A 21,616-nucleotide genomic window follows, 5' to 3' on the forward strand; every position below is an offset into this window, starting at 1 on the left:
AATTGGGAAGGCGAAGGGAGGAGAGAGGGATTCAGGAGGCGGGAAGGGAGAGAGGGGCAGGCGGGATCATCGCGGGGAGGTTCGACCAGAGGGGCGAGGCCAACGCCGGAGGCGGGCCGCCGCCCCTCGAGTCGATGGGGCAGAGCCCGATCGTGGAGGCGAGCGGGGAGGGAGTGCGCGACAAACTTGCCTGGCTCGCCCCATGCTACGCTTCGAGTGTCGACGATAGCCCGGGGCAACCCGGACTTGCTGTCGACCGGGACGGTTGAACCGTCCCATCGAGGCGCCGCTCGGAGCACGGACCGCCGCGACCAGGTCGTGCGACCAGCCTCCTCGCCAGGATGACGAAGACGCGCCGGATGAAGGGAGGGACGGCATTGGATCGGGCAGGACGTCCGGCTGTTGCCGGTCCTCCTCAAGCCCACCGGCGAAGGCATTGGAGTCGGCCTCGGCCTCGATGTCGGACTCGGCTGCGTAGGCTTCGGATGCGTTATCCTTATCCCACGCAACCTCATCGTACTCATCGAGGTCTCGGGACTCCGCCTCCGCCTCGTAAGGCGTGGGGAAGTTGTCCGCCGGATCGGCCGCGCCGCCAGCATCCTCGAGCGTCTCGACTCCAGGGTCGTAGGCCGACCACGTCCCGTGGGCGGCGTCAGCAGCACTGCGATCATCGTGGTGCGACTCAAAGGTGAGGGACGGATCGACGTACGCCGTCTCTTCGACGTCGTCGGCAAACTCGGCCTCTCCGCCTTCCTCGTACTGGTACGTGGCCGAAGCCTCGTCCCAGGCCGTCGCGGGCGGGTCGTACGAAACGGGCTCCTCGAACTCCGCTCCTTCCGGGTTGTCGAAGGCCGGCTCGGCGTTCGCCTCGATGAGCTCGTCCACGCTCGAAGGGGAGACCTCCTTGAGATCGTCCGCATCGTCGTGGGCGGGTTCATTGAGCTCGTCCACCCTCGACGCAGAGACCTCGGAGAGATCTCCGGCGTCGTCATAGACTGGCTCGTCGAGTTCGTCCACGCTCGGCGAGGAGACCTCGGAAAGGTCTCCTGCCTCGTCGTAGACGGACTCGTTGAACTCGCCCACGCTCGACGAGGAGAACTCATGATTGAGATCACCTTCGGGAGCGTTGACCAGCTCGTTGAGGTCCTCGACGGGCCCTTCGGGGGCAACGGCCGTGAATTCCAAGGGGTCGGCGATCGCTTCAACGCCTTCGCAATTGACGCTGAGGCTCTCGACCGGCTCGATGGACTCCTCGACGATTGTTGCTCCCGGGGGCGCGTCGATCGCCTCGTTGAGGCTCTCGACCGACTCGGCGACTTCGACGGGGAGGTCGAAGGTCGGGGTCGACTCGATTCGGACGTCATCGGCCGACGAGGTCGGCACGATGGGCAAGGTTGCCGGCTCGGTCTCGGAACCGGCTTCCGTCGTCGCGAGGGACGACTCGGCGGCCGTCGGGCCATCGGCCCTGACGAACTTCCCGGGTCCCACCCGGATCCAGGTGGCTCCTTCGGGCGGTTCGATGACCGCGGCCGCCTTGGCCTTCCGCCCTCGCCCCTTCCCTCGCTTGGCGGTCTTCACCGCGGCGGGTTCGGGGGCCTTCTCCGTCTGAACGGCCTCGGGATCCGTGTCCATCGCCGGGACCGGCAAGTCCGCCCCGGGAGGAGATCGTAGGTCGATCTCGGCCGGGGTCGGCTCGGGTCGCTCGAGCGTGGCTGATCCCTCGGCGGACGCCTCACCCTCGGAACACGCCGGCGCGGTTTCGCGCGGGCTGCGCCCGGGGTAGAGGAGCCACACCATCATCAGGAAATAGGGCGGAACCAACCATTGCGAGACCGAGGCCACCGCAAGGCTGGTCGAGACCATCAGGATCACGAGGGCCAGCATCCAACCCCACGCGAGCGTGGCGGAGGATGCCCGCACGTCGGGATCCGACGATGGGCAGGAGGTTGTGTCGGTCGGGTTATCGTGCCGCACGCGGAACCGCTCCGGTCGGGCGGGGCTACCCACAAAGGAAGGACGGCGTGGCCGCCAAGTCGCCCCAGGTGTCTTATCGGAGTCGCCTCGCGGCCGTCTGAGGTTTTCGGAGCCATACCCGGGCATCCCCCGCGGGGAGAAACGACACCGTCGGACTAACCGCCATGACACGACGCATCACCAATATATGAGCGTACACCAATCGAACCAAATCCGGGGGAACCCTCATCTCCTCGCCGCGTCCGGGCCGATACAAAGGCCCCTCCCGAGGGCGGGCCAGGCCGCAAGGTCGGGCCATTTCCCGTCAATCGCAACCTTTCGCCGATCGGCACACCTTCGCGCGGAAGGCCCCTTCTCAAGCCCGAGCACTTTAGGGGAATCGGCCGCGATCCGGCGAAATGACGAAGATCATCGCATCCACATCTTTTCAATTTCACATAGATTCATTCGTAGTCCAACCTCCCCTCTAACGCGAATATTTGAATCCGGCCATTGACACGCACCTCAACCTACGCAACAATCCGTACGTGATCTTGTGTAGGACAGACCGAGGAGGGCGCGAATGGCCGGACGCAAGGTACTGGCGATCACGGAGAGGCAATTTGCCGTGCTGCGCGTGCTCTGGGAGCAGGGCCCGCAGACGGTCCGGGGGCTGATGGAGCACCTCCCTCGCGGCGAGGAGCAGCCGTACACGACGACCCTGGGCCTGGTCCAGAGCATGGAGAAGGCCGGGCTCCTGGCCCACGAGAAGGAAGGCCTGAGCCACAGGTATCGCGCGACCGTCTCGCAGCGCGAGGCGACGGGGAGCCTGCTCTCCGACTTCCTCGCGCGCTTCTTCCACGGCTCGGCCGAGCAGTTGATCCTCGGCCTGGTCGACGCGGAGAAGCTCGCGCCCGACGAGCTTCGCGCGATCGAGGACCGCCTCTCGACCCTGGAAAACACGCCGAATCGGAGCGAAGAACCGGACGAATCCACATCTCTGCCCAAACCGACGCCCAAGCGCGGGAGGAAGAAGCCATGACGACGGATCTGGCGGAACGCCTGTCGGTGCCCTGGTTGATGTTCCTGGCCGAATGGTCCCTCCGCTGGGGGATCCTGATCGCCCTCCTGGCCGCCGGATTCCGGCTCTGGCCACCCCGTAGCGCCGCGACTCGCCACCGACTCTGCCTCCTCGTCCTGGCCACGGGCCTCTTCCTCCCGCTCGCCCCGCGCTGGGGCAACCTGCCGATCCCCTGGTTCGGCCCTCCCAGCAAATCCGCAGCTTCCGTCATCGAGCCGACGACGAACCCCCTGCCCCGGATCAAGGCTGAGCCCACGACCCAGGCGCGAGTCCCGCAAGATGCTCCTGCTCTCGCGCATCAAGTCGTCCCGGCGAAAGTCGCGCCGATCCCGAAGAAGGAGGCCGCGGCGGCCTCGACGGCCCTCGGCTTCCGGGGATGGGCGGCGGTAGCGGCCTCGGCCCTCTGGGGATCGGTGGTCCTCGTCCTGCTGGTGCGATGGATCGGCGGCCTCCTCTTCGTGGCCGGATTGAGGCGGGGCGCGATGGAAGTCGACGGTTCCGCGCGACGGCTCCTGAACGACTGCCGGACGGCGCTGAACGTCCGCCGGCGCGTCTCACTGGCAACGCATTCCAAGGTCAGCTCGCCGGTCACGCTGGGGGGTCGGCATCCGTTCATCCTCGTGCCCGAAGGCTGGGGCGAGTGGCCCGCGGCCAGCCGACGCGCCAGCCTCCTGCACGAGCTCGCCCACGTCGCCAATCTCGACGACTGGTCCAAGCTCGTCCAGGAACTCGCCCGGATCCCGCTCTTCTTCCACCCGCTGGTCGCCTGGCTGCTCGGGCGGCTCGACCTCGAGCGTGAGCTGCTCTGCGACGAGGCGGCGGTCGCCCTCGGTTCCGACCCGGTCCCCTATGCCCGGCTGCTCGTCGACCTCGCGCGACGCCCCGGCCGGCTCTCGCCCACGGGCCCCTCGCTCCGCCCCGGCTGGCTCCCCTTCCTCGATCGCAGGACGCTCGCCTCCAGGATCGAGCGGCTCCTCGAGGACGACGCCGCGAGCACCATGGCCGTCCCCCGGCGCAGGCCCTCGATCGCCCTGGGGGCCGTCGCCATCGCGCTGGGCCTCGGTCTCGGCGGCCTCGGGATCCGGGCGGTGGCCCTCGAGCCTGCTCTGCCCGCGACCAAGGAGAGCCCGAAATCCGAGCCGGCAGCAGCCCAGGCCCTTCCCGCTCCTGCGCGAATCCTCCAAGGCCAGCTCCTGAATTTGAACAACGAGCCGATCGCCGATGCCGACGTGGTCGCGGGCATCAACTACACGGGATTCCCCAACCATCAGGCCTTCCGCACGGATCGCGAGGGGCGTTTCGCGTACCCCGTTCCCCAGGGGGACCAATCCCTCTATGTCATCGCGCACAAGGCTGGCCTGTCGCCGACGATCTGGTCGGACTGGGTCCCCGCCGAGGCCCCGAAGGAAGTCGTGTTGAAGCTCGGCCCGGCATCGTCGTTCTCGGGCAAGCTCATGGACGCCGACGGGAATCCCCTGCAGGGCGCGAAGATTCAGATGGAGATGAGGGCGATCTGCAGGGCCTATCCCAGGAACAAAGACAACCCCGCAGCCGGCAATACCGTCGAGACTTTTTACGAAGACCTACCTGCAGATATCCTCACGGATAGCCCCTTGCAGGGCATCATCGAGTCACAGACCGATGCGAATGGAGACTTCACCTTCCCCGAAGTCCCTGGCAAACGTTGGTTCCAGCTCAGGGTCACGGATCCGACCCGGGGCGAGATGCGGGTCCGGGAGGAGACCTCGAGCGAGGAAGTGGTCGCAGCCAGCATGACGGAAGTGGGATTCGTCGAAGGCAACCCGAAGGGGCGTGCCCGGCTGGTCGCCATCCCCGCCGCCAGGGTCGTGGGCCGGGTCATGACCAGGGTGCCGGGCGCCAATGTGTCGGGCCTCGAAATCCAGTATCAGGGAAGCAACCCGACGAAGTCGCATGTCCCGAATAAGAACTTCAAAGGCCGACCCGTGAGGACCGACGCCGAAGGCCGGTTCGTCATCGACGGCCTTTACGACGGCACCATCAACATCTTCGTGAAGGGTCCTGGCCTGGGAGAAGCCTGGACATACCGCGCCGCCAGGGATGTGACCCTGACTTCCGGAGTCACCTCCGAGGTCACGATCGACCTGATCCCGCCGGTCGCCGTCGAGGGCAAGGTCGTCAACAAAGATACGGGCGAGCCGGTGGCGGGAGTGGTCATCGGGATCCACGGCCCGGCCCGACCCAGGAGTAGCACGTCCATCTCCTCGACCGCGACCGATAAGCAAGGCCTGTTCCACATCAAGCTGCCGCCGGGCGAGACCATCTTCCATGCCCGGGGGTCCGGGCATGCAGAGGAGGAGGCCCTCAAAGAAGGCTCGGCCCAGATCGTGACCATCCCCGAGGACGCCCGGGAGTTCAAAGACATCACCCTGAAGGTCCCGAAGCTGGCCACGCAGGAGTGACGCGCCTCGGCCTCGCGTTTGCATCCTGGTTTATCCCAAGGAACTGCTAACGTGAGGTGTCAACATGGCCGCTCGAAAACGAACAATCGAATCGGTCGAAGCCACGCCCGAGGGGGTCGTCCTCGAAGAACGGCCCTCTTCGGAGTCACAGTTCGACGTCGCGGAGGCCATCCGCCGGATCCGCAAGGCGGTGGAGCCATTCCCCAAGGCGGCCCTCTTCGAGCTGGCCGCCGAGGGGTTCGACTCCACATTCGAGCAGCTCATCGCCTGCATCATCTCGATCCGGACGTTCGACGAGGTCACCCTACCCACAGCGCGTCGGCTCTTCGCCGAGGCGAAGACCCCCGAGGCCGTCGCGAACCTATCGGCCGACGAGATCGACCGGCTGATCGGAACCTGCACGTTCCACGAAGCCAAGGCCGGCCAGATCCGGGAGATCGCCAGCCGGGTCGTCGCCGAGCACGACGGCCAGCTCCCCTGCGACGAGGAACTCCTGCTCTCGTTCCGGGGCGTGGGCCCGAAGTGCGCCAACCTCGCGCTCGGCATCGCCTGCGGCCGGCCGGGCATCTCGGTCGACATCCACGTCCACCGCGTCGTCAACCGCTGGGGCTTCGTGCAGGCCTCGACCCCCGAGAAGACGATGCTGGCGCTCCAGGAAAACCTCCCCAAGCGCTACTGGATCGAACTGAACCGCCTGCTCGTCCCGTTCGGCAAACACATCTGCACGGGTCGACTCCCCAAGTGCTCCACCTGCCCCGTCGCCGAAATGTGTCGGCGCGTCGACGTCACGACCCATCGCTAAGCCGGTCTCGAATCCTGCAGGCCACCACCTCCCCATCTTCCACCGTCCCCGCAAACCGGCTCTCCGAAGCGCGAAACGGAGGCGGAACGCCCTCGCACGTCGCGAGCAATTGTGTCGGGGCCCCGCGTCGTGCAGACTCGCGCACGCGGGCATAGGACGAAGCTAGGCGGGCGAACCAGCCCGCTCGATCCCAGGCCGACGAGAGAAAGCATCAATGGCCACGATAAACGCGGATACACCCCATCCGTTGCCCCGGGCGTTGGCTGGTGCGTTCGTCGGCAGCGGGGCCTGGGGCTCGCTGAAGGGATGGTCAGGGTCAACGACGAAGGCTGGCTCACGCGATTGGGGCCCCCCTGGAGTTGCTTCGGCCTGTTCGTGGCGATCGGGGCCATCACGGGGGGCGTGATCGGCCTGCTCTCGCGAAGGCGCGGGCGAATCTACCGCCGGGACGTGGAGGAGGAAGGCCGAACGCGAGGCTTCATCTTCCAGGCCAGGGCCGACGACTTCCTCGCCGCATACCCGGGCACCTCGGCCATGCCCGTCCTTGCGCTCGGCGGCAGCGTCCTCGGCGGTTTGGTCGGAGCCATCCTGGGGGGTCGGCTCCTCCCCATCGCTGTCGCCTCCCCGGCTGCCTCACCCCGGCCGTCATCCCCCTCCGGCGTCTGGCCGACGTTCGGTCTGTTCGCGGGGTTCCTGCTCGGAGCGTGCCTCGGTATGGTCGGGGTATCGTTGATCCCCTTCAATACCAACCGACCCTGGCTCGTCCCCCTCCTCTTCCTCAAGCGTCTGCGGGGCCGGGGCCGGCCTCGGGTTCATCCTCGGTGGACTCTTCGCCACTCGGCGTCGACATCGAGGGCGCCCCGACTCATCACCACCGACCTGATGCGTCCGACGCCAGCCCCGAGATGTTCGCGAGCGAATCAGCGACGCCCGAGGCCTTCTCTCGCCCAACGTTGCCCTAAAGCCTCGTAAAGACGGTCGATATACCGGAAACTAATGCCCTCGGAAAACTTCGGGTACCGCCTCCCGGCAAATGACGCACAAGTGGAGAACGAGGCCGGTCATCCGATGGCCGAATCGAAGGTCGAAACACACCGGTAGCAGCCTGCCTTACCCAACCCTTGACTAACCAAGGGCGTATGAGCACGCCAGTGCTCCGAAGAATTTAGGTAAACCGAGGGTTTTCATCTCCAACTCCGCGTGTCGTACGTCCGTCGTACTGCTACCGAATATGGGAGGAACGGCGGGCCCGGCTCGATGACGAAGACCTTTTCGTGACTTGGGTTTCCGACGAAGCGACGGGGCTCGAATCTTGGAAACTACGGAGTTCCGGAATAAAATCCCCTCCCTCGGGGGAAAATCGTGGAAGGAATCGAGGGCCCCAGGGCAGTAGTGATACGAATACGCGACGAGGTGGACGAGGGTTGCTGATGTCGATCCGATTTCCCAAAGCTGCGATGGATGGCATTAACACCCTCTTCCAGTTCGGGGCGATGAGTGGATGGAGTGACGATCAGCTCGTGGCGCAGTTCCTCTCGGGACACGATGGGAGCGAGGCCGCCTTCCGGACCGTCCTCCAGCGACACGGGCCCATGGTCCTCGGCGTCTGCCGCCGCGTCCTGGGAGATGCGCACGCGGCAGAAGATGCCTTCCAGGCGACGTTCCTCGTCTTCGTGAAGAAGGCGGCCACGCTCCGCGACCGCGACCTTCTGACGAACTGGCTCTACGGCGTCGCCCTCCGCGTCGCCGGCAAGGCCAAGGCCAATGCGGCCCGTCGCCAGGTGGTCGAGAGCCGCGCGACCGCCACGACCTCGAAACGCAAGGAACACGACCCCGAACATGCCGAACTCCGCTCGGTGATCGACGAGGAGATCCGCAAGTTGCCGGAGCGGTTCCGGGTCCCCCTGGTGCTCAGCTACATGGAGGGTCTCCATCATCAGGAGATCGCCCAAAGGCTCGGCTGCCCGATCGGGACCGTCGAGAGCCGCCTGTCCCGGGCCCGGGATCAGTTGCGATCGCGCCTGGCCCGACGAGGGCTCTCGCCGGCAGGTGCGGTGGTGATCGCCCTGCTGGCCCCGCAGGACGTCTCCGCGGCCTCCCCCACGCTCATCGACGCGACGATCCAGACCGCCAGCGGCTTCTGGACCGGCAACGCGATCGAGATGGCGGGCTCGGTGGCCACGCTCGTGAAGCAGGTGGCCAAGCCGGCGGTTTTCTCGCTCGGCGGGATCTCGCTCACGACGGCCGCCGCGTGCGGAGGCCTGGTCGTCGCCGGGCTGGGGTACTACCTCCACACCGAAGGGAACCTCGTCCCCGCCCTGGCGGCCGCGAAGCCTCCCCAGGCGGAGGCCAACGCCGAGCCGAAGGCCCAGCCTCCGCCGACGCCGGCCACGAAGCCCGAGACGAACACGCCCGACGGCCAGGCCAAGGCGGACCCGAACAACCTGCTCGCCTCCCGGAACGTCGAGGCGCCCCTGACCAAGACACTGAATGGCGGGAAGATCGTGCCTTTGGTCATGCCGGAGTTGCCGGCACTCGACCCGAAGCAGGCCGCGAAGAATCCCCCGCGCGACCTCCCCAGGGCGGTGGCCGCCCCCTTGAGCGGGATCGTCATCGACGGCGACCTCAAGGACTGGCCCGAGCTGCCCCAGAACTCGATCCAGACGCTCCTGACGAGCAACAACGCCTACGACGCGAATCCCAAGAATGCGCCCCGGGACCCGGCCGCGACATTCATGGTCGGCTACGACCCCAAAACCCAGTTGATCTATCTCGGCGTGACCGTGCCCGACAGTGACGTCGTCGCGACAAAGGGAGACGCCTGGCACACCGACGCGCTCGAGGTCTACGTCGACGGCAACCCCGACGCCCACCGGCTCCCCTGGTTCCAGGGCTGGGACCTGAGCGCGGAGAAGATGCCCGTGCTCCAGTACGTCGCCATCCCGAGCAAGGAGGCGGCCTACCTCGACCCCCGGGGCCAGAATCCCTCGCTGGTTTACGGCAATATCCAGAGGACCGCGACGAAGATACAATATAAGCGTGCCGACGGTTTCATTACTTACGAATGTGCGATTCAAGCATTTGATCACTACCCCGACAGGCCGACGCGTCTCGGGCCGGGCAAGCACCTGGGGCTGGACGTGGCCATAGTCGACCGTGATCGCAACAGGACCCGCCCCGCCTGGATGAGCTGGGGGCCAGCCCCCTCGTTCTTCAAGGGCGTCGAACCGGAGAACCTCGGCGAAATCATCCTCGGCGACGGTGCGACGTCCCGGGGGTCCTTCCAAGGTCGTGACGGCGAGTCGAGGTAAGCCCCCCGGGTCAGCCCTCGTCCGCAGTCCGTGCTGCCAGTAGCCAGGCCCCTTGGCCTGTTGTCTGTCCTTCGTTCACGCAGGCGGCTCCCCCGCGGGGCCCGCCCACGGACATCGTGCCTCCAGATTTGGACGCCCACCTCGACGGTGGGGCGCTGATTCCCTGTTTCGATCTTTTCCACGACGAGAAAGTGGGGATGTTAGGATGTTGAATCGAGGAGCATCGCTCGCGATCGTCGGTCGAGTCGGGGCCCTGCTGCTCGGGGGCGCGTTCCTCTGGCAGGTCGCCGAGCGCGTCGGGCCGACCCGTTGCGAGGCCGTCGTCCACGTCCCCGAATCCAACGTGGATGTGATGATCGACAGCTCGGCCTACCGGATCGGCGAGGTGCGCGACGAGCCGATCGTCTGCGAGCTCACCCCCGGCGAGCACCACCTGGCGATGTACCGCTCGGGCCAGTTGCTCTTCGAGCAGGGGTTCTCGGTCAAGCCGGGCGAGGACGTGGTCCTGACCGCCTGGGATCAGAACCGGGCGATGGACCTCGCCCCGGAGGACACCCGGATCGCGTCGACCATGCCGGAGGTCGACGCCTTCCAGGCGGGTCACTCGGAGCGTTGGCTCCGCAGCAGGCGCTCGGCCCCCTGACTCCGGAGTTCCTCGGCGACCCGGCGACCGAGCTCGCCGGGGTCCACCCTCGGCCCGACGAGCGACGCGACGACGCGTTCGCGGCCATCCGGATCGTAGACCATCGCCTCGAGGCTGAGGAGCCCCTCGGCCGTGTCATGGGCCCAGGCGGCCATCGGGATCATGCATCCCCCCTCCAGCTCCGCCAGGGCCTCGCGTTCGGCGACCACCGCCCGGTGCGTCGCCGCGTCGTCGAGCGGGGCCAGTAGCGCCAGGGTCGCCTCGTCGTCGATCCGGCACTCGATGCCGAGCGCCCCCTGCCCGACCGCGGGCAGGAACGACGGCGGGCCGAGCCGCTCGGTGACGTGCGAGTCGAGCCCGAGCCGACGCAGGCCGGCCTCGGCGAGCAGGACGGCGTCGACCTTCCCCTCCGTCGCCTGACGGAGCCTGGTCTCGACGTTCCCCCGGATCTGGACGATCTGGAGGTTCGGGCGGATGTGCAGCAGTTGCGCCCTTCGCCTGAGCGAGCCCGTGCCGACCGTCGCATTTGCAGGCAGCTCGGCGAGCGTCTTGTAATTCGGGGCGATCAGGGCGTCGGCCACATCCTCGCGCGAGGGGACGGCCCCGAGGGTCAGTTCGGAAGGCCCCCGGGTCGGTAGGTCCTTGAGGCTATGCACGGCGACGTCGACGGTGCAGTCGAGCAAGGCACGCTGGATCTCCTTGGTGAACAGGCCGAGGCCGCCGATCGCCGCGAGGGGCGAGTTGCGGTCCCGGTCCCCCTGCGTCTTGATCTCGATGAGCTCGACGACGAGGCCGGGGTGGAGCGCCCGGAGCGAGTCGGCCACCCACTCCGCCTGCCAGCGCGCGAGCTGGCTGCCTCGGGTGCCGATGCGCAAGGTGCCCGGCATGCCCTGGGGGACCGATTCCTTAGCCTCGTTCGTCGTCACGTCAGACCTTCCCTTCCGCCCGAGCGATCACCACGACCACCACGCGTTTGGCCCCGGCCCGCTTCAAGGCGCGGGCGGCGGCGCCACACGTCGCGCCCGTCGTAAGGATATCATCCACGAGGAGCACCGTGCGTCCTTTGAGCGCCAGGGCCGCCCTCGACTTGATCCGGAAGGCGTTGCGCATGAGCTTCGCCCGCTCGGCCCGGCCGGACTTCTTCAGCGGCGGCGTGGCCAGGCTCCGCTTCAGCGGGTGGACCCTGCGGAGCGAGAGGCTTTTGGCAAGGCTCTCCGCGAGCGCATCGGCCTGGTTGTATCCCCGCTTCCAGCGCCTCCGCCAGTGCAGCGGGATCGAGACGACCCACGCATCCTTCGGTATTTCCTGCAACTCGCGACGGGCGTCGACCAGGGCATCGACCAGCCAGGGGGCGAGCCAGGCGTCTCGCTCCTGCTTGAGCCGACGGCAGAGCTTCCCCGCCGGCCCGTCGTAGAGCCCGAGCGCGATCGCCGCGTCGTACCCGAGCGATCGCCCCCGGCATTCCCAGCAGCCCTTCTCCTGGCTCCCGAACGGCCCCAGGGGCATCGCGCAGCGCCAGCAGGACGTGCCCGGCTCCGAGGCAAGCTCCCCTTTGCACACGTCGCAGAAGGGTGAATCGGCCGCGTCACCGCCGCAGAGGGCGCATTCCCAGGGGAAGACCAGGGCATCGATCGCCCGGCAGCCCTCGACCAGCCAACGCCCCAGCCGGCTGCCTTCGCGCACGGTTCGTCAGGCCCCTCGCTGCCCCGTCTTGAGGTACGGCTCGAGTTGCTCGCGCAGGTGATTGCGGGCCCTGGCCAGCAGCGACTTGATCGCCGCCTCCGAGCGCCCCATCACATCGGCGATCTCGGAATAGCTCATGTCTTCAAACTTATTCAGGAGCACGGCCATCTTCTGGTCCTCGCCGAGGATGTCGAGCGCGTCGCGCACGACCTCGGAGAGCTCCACCTGGCGCATCTGCGCCGAGGGGGTCCCTTCGCGGGCCAGGGCGCGCTCCTGCGAGCTCGAGCCGTCGCCGCCGGGGGTCGTGGATGGGTTCCGCCCCTTGCCCCGGAGGTGATTGAGGGCCAGATTGTTGGCGATCGTGAATAGCCAGGTCGAGAACTTCGCGCGGGGGCGATATCCCTTGCGGGCGCGATAGATCCGCAGGAAGACTTCCTGGGTCAGGTCCTCGGCCTCTTCCTTGCGCCCGACGAGGTGCCCGAGAATCCCGACGAGCCGGTGCTGATAGCGCTCGACGAGGACTTCGAACGCCCCCTGCACGTCGTCGCGGACCTGGATCATGAGCCGGACGTCAGGGTCGCGGGCCTCCAACTGCTGTTCCAGAAGCTCGCTGCTCACGACTCGATCCCTCCCCGACGGCTGCGGACATAGGAGCCGGCTTGATCTTCCGCCTCGAGCGAGGGCCGTCGTCGCAGACGGCTCGCTACGAGCGGCTTGGCGCGGGGACGCGGTCTTCGAGGCGACGACGGAGCTGGCCGCAGGCCGCGTCGATCTCCCGCCCCTTCGTCTTCCGGACGCTGACGCTGACCCCGCCACTCTTGACGATCTCGACGAAACGCCGGATCGCCTCGGGCGTCGGCCGCTCGAACGGCAAACCTTCCACCGGGTTATAGGGGATCAGGTTCACGTGCGCCTTACGCGCATCGAGCAGGTCGGCCAGGGCCCTCGCGTCCTCGGTCCGGTCGTTGATTCCACGCAGCAGGACGTACTCAAAAGTAACCTGACGCCCGGTCTTTTGGAAATAGGCGTCGGCCGCCTCGACCACGGCGGCCAGGCCGACCTTCTCATTGATCGGCACCAGCTCGTTCCGCAGCGCCTCCGTCGGCGCATGCAGCGAGACGGCCAGGTGATATTGCCTGTCCCTGGCCGCCAATGCCAGCATTTTCTCGGGAAGTCCCACCGTCGAGATCGTCACCCGGCGCTGGCCGAAGTTCAGGCCCTCCGTCGAGCAGACGCGATCGAGCGCCGCGAGGAGGTTCTCGAGGTTTGCGAGGCTCTCCCCCATCCCCATCACCACAAGGTTCGTGATCGTCTCATCGAGCGGCAGGAGGTTGCGGAGCCGCAGGATCTGCTCGACGATCTCGCCGCGCGTGAGGTTCCGCTCGACCCCCTTCAAACCGCTGGCGCAGAAGACGCAGCCCATCCCACACCCGACCTGCGTGCTGATGCAGATCGTGCGGCGGTCGTCTTCCGCCATCAAAACACATTCAATCTTCCGACCGTCGTGACAGCCGAGCAGGAGCTTATCGGTCCCGTCGGGCGAGAGGTGGTGATGGGAGATCTCGGTGCTGAAGACGGACCATTCCTCCTCCAGTTGAAGTCGCAAGGACTTCGGGAGGTCCGACATCGACTCGAACCGCTCGGCGCGCTGGCGGAAGATCCAGCGCAGCACCTGGCGTGCGTGGAACTTGGGATGACCTCGCTCCACCATCCAGGCGGCAAGCTCATCGGTGGTGACTTCCAGGATCGGTCGCTTCGGCACGGTCCACTCGTCCTCAAAAGACGTGATCGCGTCTCTATCCAAAATTCTAGCAAGCCACGCCGCGAAAATCGAACATGGATCGCGTTATGAAGGGTCGTGAATATTTCTAAACCCATCACGGGCCCTAGAGGATCGGGCTCGGAGGATGCTCGGAAGACCCCAAAAGATCACTTTTACGAGCACGAACGTTCATCAAATTTCAAAATAAACTTGTATAGAGAGACTCTCAAATCGGCAGATTGTAAATAAAAAAAGCCGCCCCGGGTCACCTTTGGGGGTGACCGGGGCGGCTTGTGGGATTCCGGCGATGACCGACTTTCGCGCCAAGGGCACTATCATGGGCCTGACGGGCTTAACGGCCGTGTTCGGGATGGGAACGGGTGGGACCCCGTCAGTATGGTCGCCGGAAATTCGTCCGCCGGGCGTTGAGGCCCGGCGGACGCGACTTCGGTGGATCGGGTCACGCGTCGAATGGACCGCGGCTGGCGGGCACACCCGAGGACCTCGACGACGGCGGATCCCGTGGGATCGGATCGTCACATGGCCCGGGTGATGTGTGAACCACACCTCGGATCTCATCCTTCGCCATCGGCTTCATGCGAAGCCGGGGGAGGCGGACGGATCGGGGTGGTCAAGCGATTGGCTGTTAGGACCGGTCGGCTGCGGCGATCGCTCGCCGTGCACTCCCGGCCTATCGACCTGGTCGTCTTCCAGGAGCCTTCGCACTTTCGTGCCGGAAACCTCGTCTTGGAGGGGGCTTCGCGCTTAGATGCCTTCAGCGCTTATCCGGTCCCGACCTGGCTACCCGGCGATGCCCCGAGCGGGACAGCCGGCACACCAGAGGTCGGTCCTCCCCAATCCTCTCGTACTAGGGGAGACGCTCCGCAAGTTTCCTACGCCCACGGCAGATAGGGACCGACCTGTCTCACGACGGTCTGAACCCAGCTCGCGTACCGCTTTCATTGGCGAACAGCCAAACCCTTGGGACCTTCTCCAGCCCCAGGATGCGATGAGCCGACATCGAGGTGCCAAACCTCCCCGCCGCTAGGGACGCTCGGGGGAGATCAGCCTGTTATCCCCGGAGTACCTTTTATCTGTTGAGCGACGGCCTTTCCATCCAGCACCGCCGGATCACTAACGCCGACTTTCGTCCCTGCTCGACTGATGGGTCTCGCAGTCAGGCACCCTTCTACGTTTGCGCTCGCGTTGCCCGATTGCCGACCGGGCCGAGGGTACCATTGCACTCCTCCGTTACTCTTTGGGAGGAGACCGCCCCAGTCAAACTGCCCGATGAGCATGGTCCCGGCCCGGGCTACGGACCGGTGAGGATCAGGGTCATTTCAGGGTGGTATTTCACCGATGGCTCACCGACGGCTGGCGCCGCCGTGTCGCAGCCTCCCACCTATGCTACACAGAAAGGACACTGACCCAATGCCAACCTGCAGTAAAGGTTCACGGGGTCTTTCCGTCTGACCGCGGGTACGTGGCATCTTCACCACGGCTACAGTTTCACCGGGTCCCTCGTGGAGACAGTGCTCCAGTCGTTACGCCATTCATGCAGGTCGGAACTTACCCGACAAGGAACTTCGCTACCTTAGGACCGTCATAGTTACGGCCGCCGTTTATCGGGGCTTCGGTCGGCAGCTTCGCTCGCGCTGACCGCCTTCCTCAACCTACCGACACCGAGCAGGCGTCAGACTCTATACGTCCTCTTGCGAGTTGGCAGAGTCCTGTGTTTTTGATAAACAGTCGCTAGAGCCGATTCTCTGCGGCTCACCTTGCGGTGAGCACCCCTTATACCGAAGGTACGGGGTCATTTTGCCGAGTTCCTTCACGAGGGTTCTCCCGAACGCCTTCGGATGCTCGCCTAGCACACCTGTGTCGGATTGCGGTACGGGCCGGTCATGTCGTCCCCGCGGGGCTTTTCGTGGCCGGGAATTCAAAGAGCTTCCAGATCGAATGCTGTCGGCCTTGCGGCACGGGGGTATCTAGCGCCCCGACTCTCCTCGTCCCGGCGTCCTCCGCGGCTCAACCTTCATGACGGGTGGCGGAATATTAACCGCCTGTCCATCGGCTACGCCCTTGGGCCTCGCCTTAGGTCCCGACTGACCCTGGGCGGATTGACCTTCCCCAGGAAACCTTGTGCTTTCGGCGGATGGGCTTCCCACCCATCTTATCGTTACTCGTTCCGGCATTCGCACTTGCCCGCGCTCCACCGGTCGTTTCCATCCGGCTTCGCGGCGGCGGGCAACGCTCTCCTACCATCGTTTCCGATCCGCGACTGCGGCGCGACGCTTAGTCCCCGTCATTTTCGGCGCGGGATGGCTCGACCGGTAAGCTGTTACGCACTTTTGAAATGGTGGCTGCTTCTAAGCCAACATCCCGGCTGTCACCGCGATCCCACTTCCTTTGCCACTGAGCGTCGACTTGGGGGCCTTGGTCGGCGGTCTGGGTTGTTTCCCTCTCGAACGTGAAGCTTATCCCCCACGTTCTGACTCCCGGGGTCCGCCCTGCGGTATTCGGAGTTGGGTTTCGGCGGGTAGGCGGGAAGCCCCCCGACCGAATTCCGTCGCTCTACCCCCGCAGGGTATGTCCCGAGGCTGGCCCTAAAGCCATTTCGGAGAGAACGAGCTATCTCCAGGTTTGATAAGACTTTGACTCCTCCCCACGGGTCCTCCCCCAGTTTTTCAACACTGGTGGGTTCGGTCCTCCACGGCCGGTTAGGGCCGCTTCAACCTGCCCATGGGTAGTTCACCTGGTTTCGCGTCTACTGCACTCGACTATGGCGCCCGATGAAGACTCGCTTTCGCTGCGGCTCCTCCCCTGAAGGGATTAACCTGGGGCCGAATACAGTAACTCGCCGGATCATTATGCAAAAGGCACGCGGTCAGGCTGGCCTAAGCCAATGCCCTCCCACCGCTCGTAGGCACGGGGTTTCAGGTTCAGTCTCCTCCCCTCATCGGGGTTCTTCCCACCGTTCGGTCGCCCTACTGGGTTCGCTATCGGTCGTCATCGAGTGCTTAGCCTTGCGGGATGGTCCCCGCCGATTCAGGCCGGGTTTCACGTGCCCGACCCTACTCGGGTACCGGATAGGGGAACTCGCATCGTCGCCTACGGGACTCTCACCCGCTACGGTGTCCAGTTCCAAGGAACTTCGGCTGACGCTCATTCATCCCACGACTCCGGCCCCACGACCCCGGGTGGTGTCCCACCCGGTTTAGGCTGGTCCCCGTTCGCTCGCCGCTACTGAGGGAGTCTCGGTTGATTTCCTTTCCTCCGGGTACTGAGATGTTTCAGTTCCCCGGGTCTCCTCGGGCATTCCGGGATCGACGCTCGTTCGGCAGCTCCCCCGGACATTTCGCAGCCTTCCACGCCCGAATCTCTGATGACGCCTAGGCATCCCCCCCGTGCCCTTAGGAGCTTGACCACGCCGATCCGGCCGCCGCACGGGTGCGACAGTCGATCCGGCATGGGTCACGTTCCCGCTTGGTGAGTCGGCGTCTCGCGACGCGGCTTCACCACCGTGTAACGATACTTGCGAGACCTGTCCGCCTCTCGGCGTGTCAGTCTCGCGATCCGTAAGGGTTCCACTGTTGTGGAGATACTTGGTATGCCACTACCATTGCTACGGTATTCTTGCGTGACCAAATCACCGAATTGTCAAGGAGCGATCGGCGCCCGGCAACCCGGGGCCTACCTGGCCGCTGGCCAGGGGGCGAAGCTGTCTGATGACAGCACCGCCCCGCACCCAGCGGGACTTCGAATAAGCGATAGAGCAGAGGTGGGATGATCGCTCATCCCACCGTCACCCCATCAGATTTTCATCTGAGACGGTCGATCGTTCGTGGTGTTGCGTTACGGACCCGCGTGGGAAGCCGGCGTCAAGCGTCGAGAACTAGGGACGGTGCCGATGCGGCCTTTCCGACCGGACGACGCGAGATAACTCGCACCGCTTTGGCCCGGTCTCGGGCCGAGATTTTCCAAGGAAATCCTTAGAAAGGAGGTGATCCAACCGCAGGTTCCCCTACGGTTACCTTGTTACGACTTAGTCCCCATCACGGGTTTCATCTTCGGCGCCTGCCTTGCGGCTCCGGCGACTTCGGATGCCCCCCGCTTTGGTGGCTTGACGGGCGGTGTGTACAAGGCTCAGGAACACATTCACCGCGGCATGCTGATCCGCGATTACTAGCGATTCCAGCTTCATGCGGGCGGGTTGCAGCCCGCAATCCGAACTGAGGGGCGGTTTTTGCGATTAGCTTGTCCTTGCGAACTTGCGACGCTCTGTCCGCCCCATTGTAGTACGTGTGCAGCCCCAAGCATAAGGGCCATGAGGACTTGACGTCATCCCCGCCTTCCTCCGGCTTAACGCCGGCGGTCTGTCTAGAGTTCCCGCCATGACGCGCTGGCAACTAGACACAGGGGTTTCGCTCGTTAGGGGACTTAACCCAACACCTCACGGCACGAGCTGACGACAGCCATGCAGCACCTGTGCACGTTGTACCTTGCGGCCTCACCGGCGTTTCCGCCGGCTAATCCGTGCATGTCAAGCCTGGGATAAGGTTTTGCGCGTAGCCTCGAATTAAGCCACATACTCCACCGCTTGTGTGAGCCCCCGTCAATTCCTTTGAGTTTCAGCCTTGCGACCATACTCCCCAGGCGGGGCACTTCACGGTTTCCCTACGGCAGGGAGCCCATCGGCGAGCCCCCTACCCAGTGCCCATCGTTTACGGCCAGGACTACCGGGGTATCTAATCCCGTTCGCTCCCCTGGCTTTCGCGTCTCAGCGTCAGTAAACGTCCAGGACCTCGCTTTCGCCACGGGCGTTCCTTCCGATCTCAACGCATTTCACCGCTCCACCGGAAGTTCCAGGTCCCCCTACGTTCCTCCAGAAGAGTCGTATCCGCGCCCGTTCCACGGTTGAGCCGTGGGATTTCAGCGACGGACGTGCCCTCCCGCCTACACGCGGCTTTAAGCCCAGTGATTCCGAATAACGTTCGCACGGTTCGTCTTACCGCGGCTGCTGGCACGAACTTAGCCCGTGCTTCCTCCAGGGTTCAGTCAACCTTTCGGCTTCTTCCCCCTCGACAGGAGTTTACAACCCGAAGGCCTTCGTCCTCCACGCGGCGTCGCTCGGTCAGGCTTGCGCCCATTGCCGAAGATTCTCGACTGCAGCCTCCCGTAGGAGTCTGGGCAGTGTCTCAGTCCCAGTGTGCCGGGCCACGCTCGCACGCCCGGTAGGCATCGCAGGCTTGGTGGGCCGTTACCCCGCCAACTACCTAATACCACGACGGCCCGTCCCGGAACGCCGGAGCTTTGGCGAGGCCTCGATGCCGAGTCCTCGCGTCGCTGGGGATTACCCGCAGTTTCCCGCGGCTATACCCATTTCCGGGGTTGGTTACCGTCGCCTTACTCACCCTTGCGCCACTGGCCTTGCGGCCCGTACGACTTGCATGCCTAATCCACGCCGCCAACGTTCATTCTGAGCCAGGATCAAACCCTTCAAAATTGGTCCGACTCACCATCCGAAGATGACTCGCCGATCCTCTCCCTCTGGGTCGAGGAAATAACTGACTGGTCGCAGACGATTTTCATTGGGATTTGCATCCCGGAATCGTATGCCGGTTGGTGCTGCCGTCCCTGCCGCCATCCTCCCCAACCGGGAGGGGACGACCCCGACGGCTTCACGCCGGCTTCCCTCGAGGGTCCACAACGATCCACCACGATCGACCGAATTGTCAAAGAGAGCCCCCGACGATGTCAGCGGCCGGAGCGACCTGCCTCTTGGGGCGAGTCATTCCGGCCGAACACCAACGCAGGGATACGCGACCCACAGTTCAGTATCGGTTGTCCGTTATCGTCCTGTCGGCCGGTCGTCGTCACCCGTGTTGTCACAGGCGACAGGGGTAATAATATCCGGAAATCGCCCGACGTCAACAAGCTGGTCCCGGATTCTTCGTTTTTTCTTCTCGGGGCCCTCCCCTGCTCTCCGCAAAAGCTCTCGGGCTGGAGATCATGGAACTCCGCATTCCCTGCCACTTCTACTACAGGGATCAGCTCCGCAGTTGGTGCGGGTCGGGGGCTCTCTACCTACTCTCTATAGAGGGAGGCGTTGCTCCTCCTCTATGACATGAAGAGCGGGTGAGGGAAAGGCAAGGGTTCCGGCCTTGATCGTCTGGAGTCCGGATCGACCGGCCGACGATATGTAGAGACGGGCGAGGATCAGTAGAGCCTCGACTCGCGGCCTGTCCGCTGGTGGCGGTGATGGTTTACCGGCCAGCCCAGGTCATGCCCCCTGCCCTTCCGGCTCCTGCCGAGGGTCATCAAGGGAAGGCACGCGTCGAGGCCCTCCGCGAAAGCACCCGTTGGCCGACGTTTTGGCGTCAAGCGAACGAGGCTTCGTGGGCAGGTCCGCCCCCAAGGATGATCCGGTATGCTCACAACTCGACGAAGTGCTCAGCGAGCGGTCGTTCGCGAACGGGGGATTTCCCATCCCAGAGGAGCCGTCGTGTCCGTCGCCATGCCCATTCAAGCCGACTGGGTCAAGAGCGTGCTCTTCGACCGGGGATACCTCGCCAGGATCAAGGGCGAGTCGATCAAAGTCTATCTGACCATGCTCGAGATGTGCGGGGGAATCCCCGACAAGAGCGTGACCGTCAGCCTCAACCAACTCATGAAACGGACCCAACTCTCGTGCCCGACGGTGATCGAGAGCCTCCTCAAACTTGAGGATCTCGGGCTCGTCGTCTCGACGACGCATGAGCGGGGCAAGGTCAAAACGTACTACATCTCCGACCCTCCGGCGGCCGTCTCGAGGTCAGAGGACCTCTCGGACTAAGCGTCCCCCGGTTCGTAATTCGACCTCTCCCGCTACTGCATGACGGCATCAAGGAGGATGACCGCAGGTCATGGTCCCCTACTTCTTCCGCGTCGAGCACGACCTCCTCCGGTCCGAGTCATTCAAGCTGCTCGGCGGTTCGGCGATCAAAGTGTACCTCGTGATCGGGCTCTATTCCGACTTCGGTTCGGACTGGGCCTATCCGAGCATCCGCACGATCGCCCAGCAGGCCGGCTTGAGCCGACAGACGGTGCTCGCCGCCATCGCCGAACTCACGAAGAACGGCCTGCTCGCCACGAGCAAGTCGAAGGGGCGGTCCACTGCCTACAAGATCATGCGCCAGGCCCCGCCGGTCCGCCCCCCGGGCAAAGGGGTCAAGGCGGTCCAGAAAGCGCTCGAAACCGGTCCAGAATTTTTAGAAGGCCCCCTCCCGACTGTCCCAAAATCTTTCAGGGTACCCCAGGAAACTGGTCTAAATCCTTTCGAGGATCTGGCCCAATTCATCGGCCCCGCAGGCCCCGCCGGTGGGCCCAATCAAGAGACAAGAACGAGAGAAGACACTACAAGCATCCCGATTCCGGGAACACCCTTCCGACTTTCCGCCGACGGGAGGCTCCTTGTTGCTGTTGATCTTCAGGAACTGTTGACGAATCAGGGGATTCCCAAACAGCTCGCGGCGCGCATCGCCGCCCAGAAAGCACCCGAAGACGTGGCGAAGGTGCTTTTGAATGCGTTCTACCTGCAAAGCCAGGGTAAGCTCCAGAACGGACCCGGCTACATCCGCGCAGGTCTTGAAGACAATTACGAGCTCTTGCCCCAGGTCGCCACTCGACTGGAAAGCCGACGCCGGGAACTCGAAGATCGGCTTCGCACGGTGGAAGCCAAGCGCGAGCAGGAGCGCAAGCAGAGTGCGCAAGAGGCCGAGGAAGCCGCAATCAACCTCGTGATCGAAAGCCTTGATTCGCAAGAGCTTCAGGAAATGATCGACCGGGCCATCGACTCCCTGCCCGAGCCGCTCGTGCGCCGCAACCCCACCCTCTCCAACCCCTTCGTCCGGAGCCGGGTCTACGAGCTGGCCTGCGGCGAACCCCTCTCCTAATCCTCT

At 64.8% G+C, this 21,616-nt stretch carries 13 protein-coding genes and 3 rRNA genes; 8 read left to right on the forward strand and 8 right to left on the reverse strand.

What is annotated here, in order from left to right; all coding sequences use genetic code 11:
• Nucleotides 1-66: 66 nt before the first annotated feature.
• Complete coding sequence (locus ACOYYX_RS23235; protein WP_422924155.1) at nt 67-1,974, reverse strand: hypothetical protein; 1,908 nt, start codon at nt 1,972-1,974, stop codon at nt 67-69.
• A 562-nt stretch (nt 1,975-2,536) separates the two neighbouring features.
• Between ACOYYX_RS23235 and ACOYYX_RS23240 the strand changes: the two genes are divergently transcribed.
• The 6 genes from ACOYYX_RS23240 to ACOYYX_RS23265 all read left to right on the forward strand — a co-directional run bounded on the left by ACOYYX_RS23240 (nt 2,537) and on the right by ACOYYX_RS23265 (nt 10,231).
• Nucleotides 2,537-2,995, forward strand: coding sequence for a BlaI/MecI/CopY family transcriptional regulator (locus ACOYYX_RS23240; protein WP_422924157.1), 459 nt, complete (start codon nt 2,537-2,539; stop codon nt 2,993-2,995).
• Nucleotides 2,992-5,475, forward strand: a complete 2,484-nt coding sequence (locus tag ACOYYX_RS23245; RefSeq protein WP_422924158.1) for a M56 family metallopeptidase — start codon at nt 2,992-2,994, stop codon at nt 5,473-5,475. The genes ACOYYX_RS23240 and ACOYYX_RS23245 overlap by 4 nt, the downstream gene beginning before the upstream one ends.
• Before the next feature lie 64 nt (nt 5,476-5,539).
• On the forward strand, nt 5,540-6,277 hold the full coding sequence (locus ACOYYX_RS23250) for an endonuclease III domain-containing protein (protein ID WP_422924160.1): 738 nt from the start codon (nt 5,540-5,542) through the stop codon (nt 6,275-6,277).
• Between the two features lie 306 nt (nt 6,278-6,583).
• On the forward strand, nt 6,584-7,249 hold the full coding sequence (locus tag ACOYYX_RS23255) for a hypothetical protein (protein WP_422924162.1): 666 nt from the start codon (nt 6,584-6,586) through the stop codon (nt 7,247-7,249).
• 458 nt (nt 7,250-7,707) lie between these two features.
• A complete protein-coding gene (locus ACOYYX_RS23260; RefSeq protein WP_422924164.1) occupies nt 7,708-9,588 on the forward strand; it encodes a sigma-70 family RNA polymerase sigma factor in 1,881 nt (626 codons plus the stop codon).
• A 205-nt stretch (nt 9,589-9,793) separates the two neighbouring features.
• On the forward strand, nt 9,794-10,231 hold the full coding sequence (locus tag ACOYYX_RS23265; protein WP_422924166.1) for a hypothetical protein: 438 nt from the start codon (nt 9,794-9,796) through the stop codon (nt 10,229-10,231).
• Here the strand turns inward: ACOYYX_RS23265 and hemC are convergent.
• From hemC to ACOYYX_RS23300, 7 genes are all read right to left on the reverse strand, one after another.
• Nucleotides 10,189-11,157 (reverse strand): hydroxymethylbilane synthase, encoded by a 969-nt coding sequence (gene hemC / locus ACOYYX_RS23270; RefSeq protein ID WP_422924168.1) that lies wholly within the window; start codon nt 11,155-11,157, stop codon nt 10,189-10,191. The genes ACOYYX_RS23265 and hemC overlap by 43 nt on opposite strands.
• A 1-nt stretch (nt 11,158) precedes the next feature.
• A complete protein-coding gene (locus tag ACOYYX_RS23275; RefSeq protein ID WP_422924169.1) occupies nt 11,159-11,914 on the reverse strand; it encodes a ComF family protein in 756 nt (251 codons plus the stop codon).
• A gap of 6 nt (nt 11,915-11,920) precedes the next feature.
• Entirely contained in the window at nt 11,921-12,532 is a 612-nt protein-coding gene (locus tag ACOYYX_RS23280) for a sigma-70 family RNA polymerase sigma factor (protein WP_422924171.1), read from the reverse strand.
• An 85-nt stretch (nt 12,533-12,617) separates the two neighbouring features.
• Nucleotides 12,618-13,625 (reverse strand): 23S rRNA (adenine(2503)-C(2))-methyltransferase RlmN, encoded by a 1,008-nt coding sequence (gene rlmN / locus ACOYYX_RS23285; RefSeq protein ID WP_422931658.1) that lies wholly within the window; start codon nt 13,623-13,625, stop codon nt 12,618-12,620.
• A gap of 350 nt (nt 13,626-13,975) precedes the next feature.
• A 5S ribosomal RNA gene (rrf, locus tag ACOYYX_RS23290) occupies nt 13,976-14,084 on the reverse strand.
• Nucleotides 14,085-14,303: 219 nt separating this feature from the next.
• Nucleotides 14,304-17,103 (reverse strand): 23S ribosomal RNA (locus ACOYYX_RS23295).
• A 569-nt stretch (nt 17,104-17,672) separates the two neighbouring features.
• Nucleotides 17,673-19,182, reverse strand: a 16S ribosomal RNA gene (locus ACOYYX_RS23300).
• Together the 16S, 23S and 5S rRNA genes form the textbook arrangement of a ribosomal RNA operon.
• 999 nt (nt 19,183-20,181) lie before the next feature.
• On the opposite strand from ACOYYX_RS23300, the gene ACOYYX_RS23305 reads away from it, so the two are divergent.
• Nucleotides 20,182-20,511: a hypothetical protein gene (locus ACOYYX_RS23305; RefSeq protein WP_422924173.1), complete on the forward strand. Its 330-nt coding sequence runs from the start codon at nt 20,182-20,184 to the stop codon at nt 20,509-20,511.
• A gap of 70 nt (nt 20,512-20,581) precedes the next feature.
• Complete coding sequence (locus tag ACOYYX_RS23310; protein WP_422924175.1) at nt 20,582-21,610, forward strand: helix-turn-helix domain-containing protein; 1,029 nt, start codon at nt 20,582-20,584, stop codon at nt 21,608-21,610.
• Nucleotides 21,611-21,616 lie beyond the last annotated feature (6 nt).

This window comes from Singulisphaera chitinilytica (assembly GCF_049331405.1).
In the GTDB taxonomy this organism is placed as follows: Bacteria; Planctomycetota; Planctomycetia; order Isosphaerales; family Isosphaeraceae; genus PoT.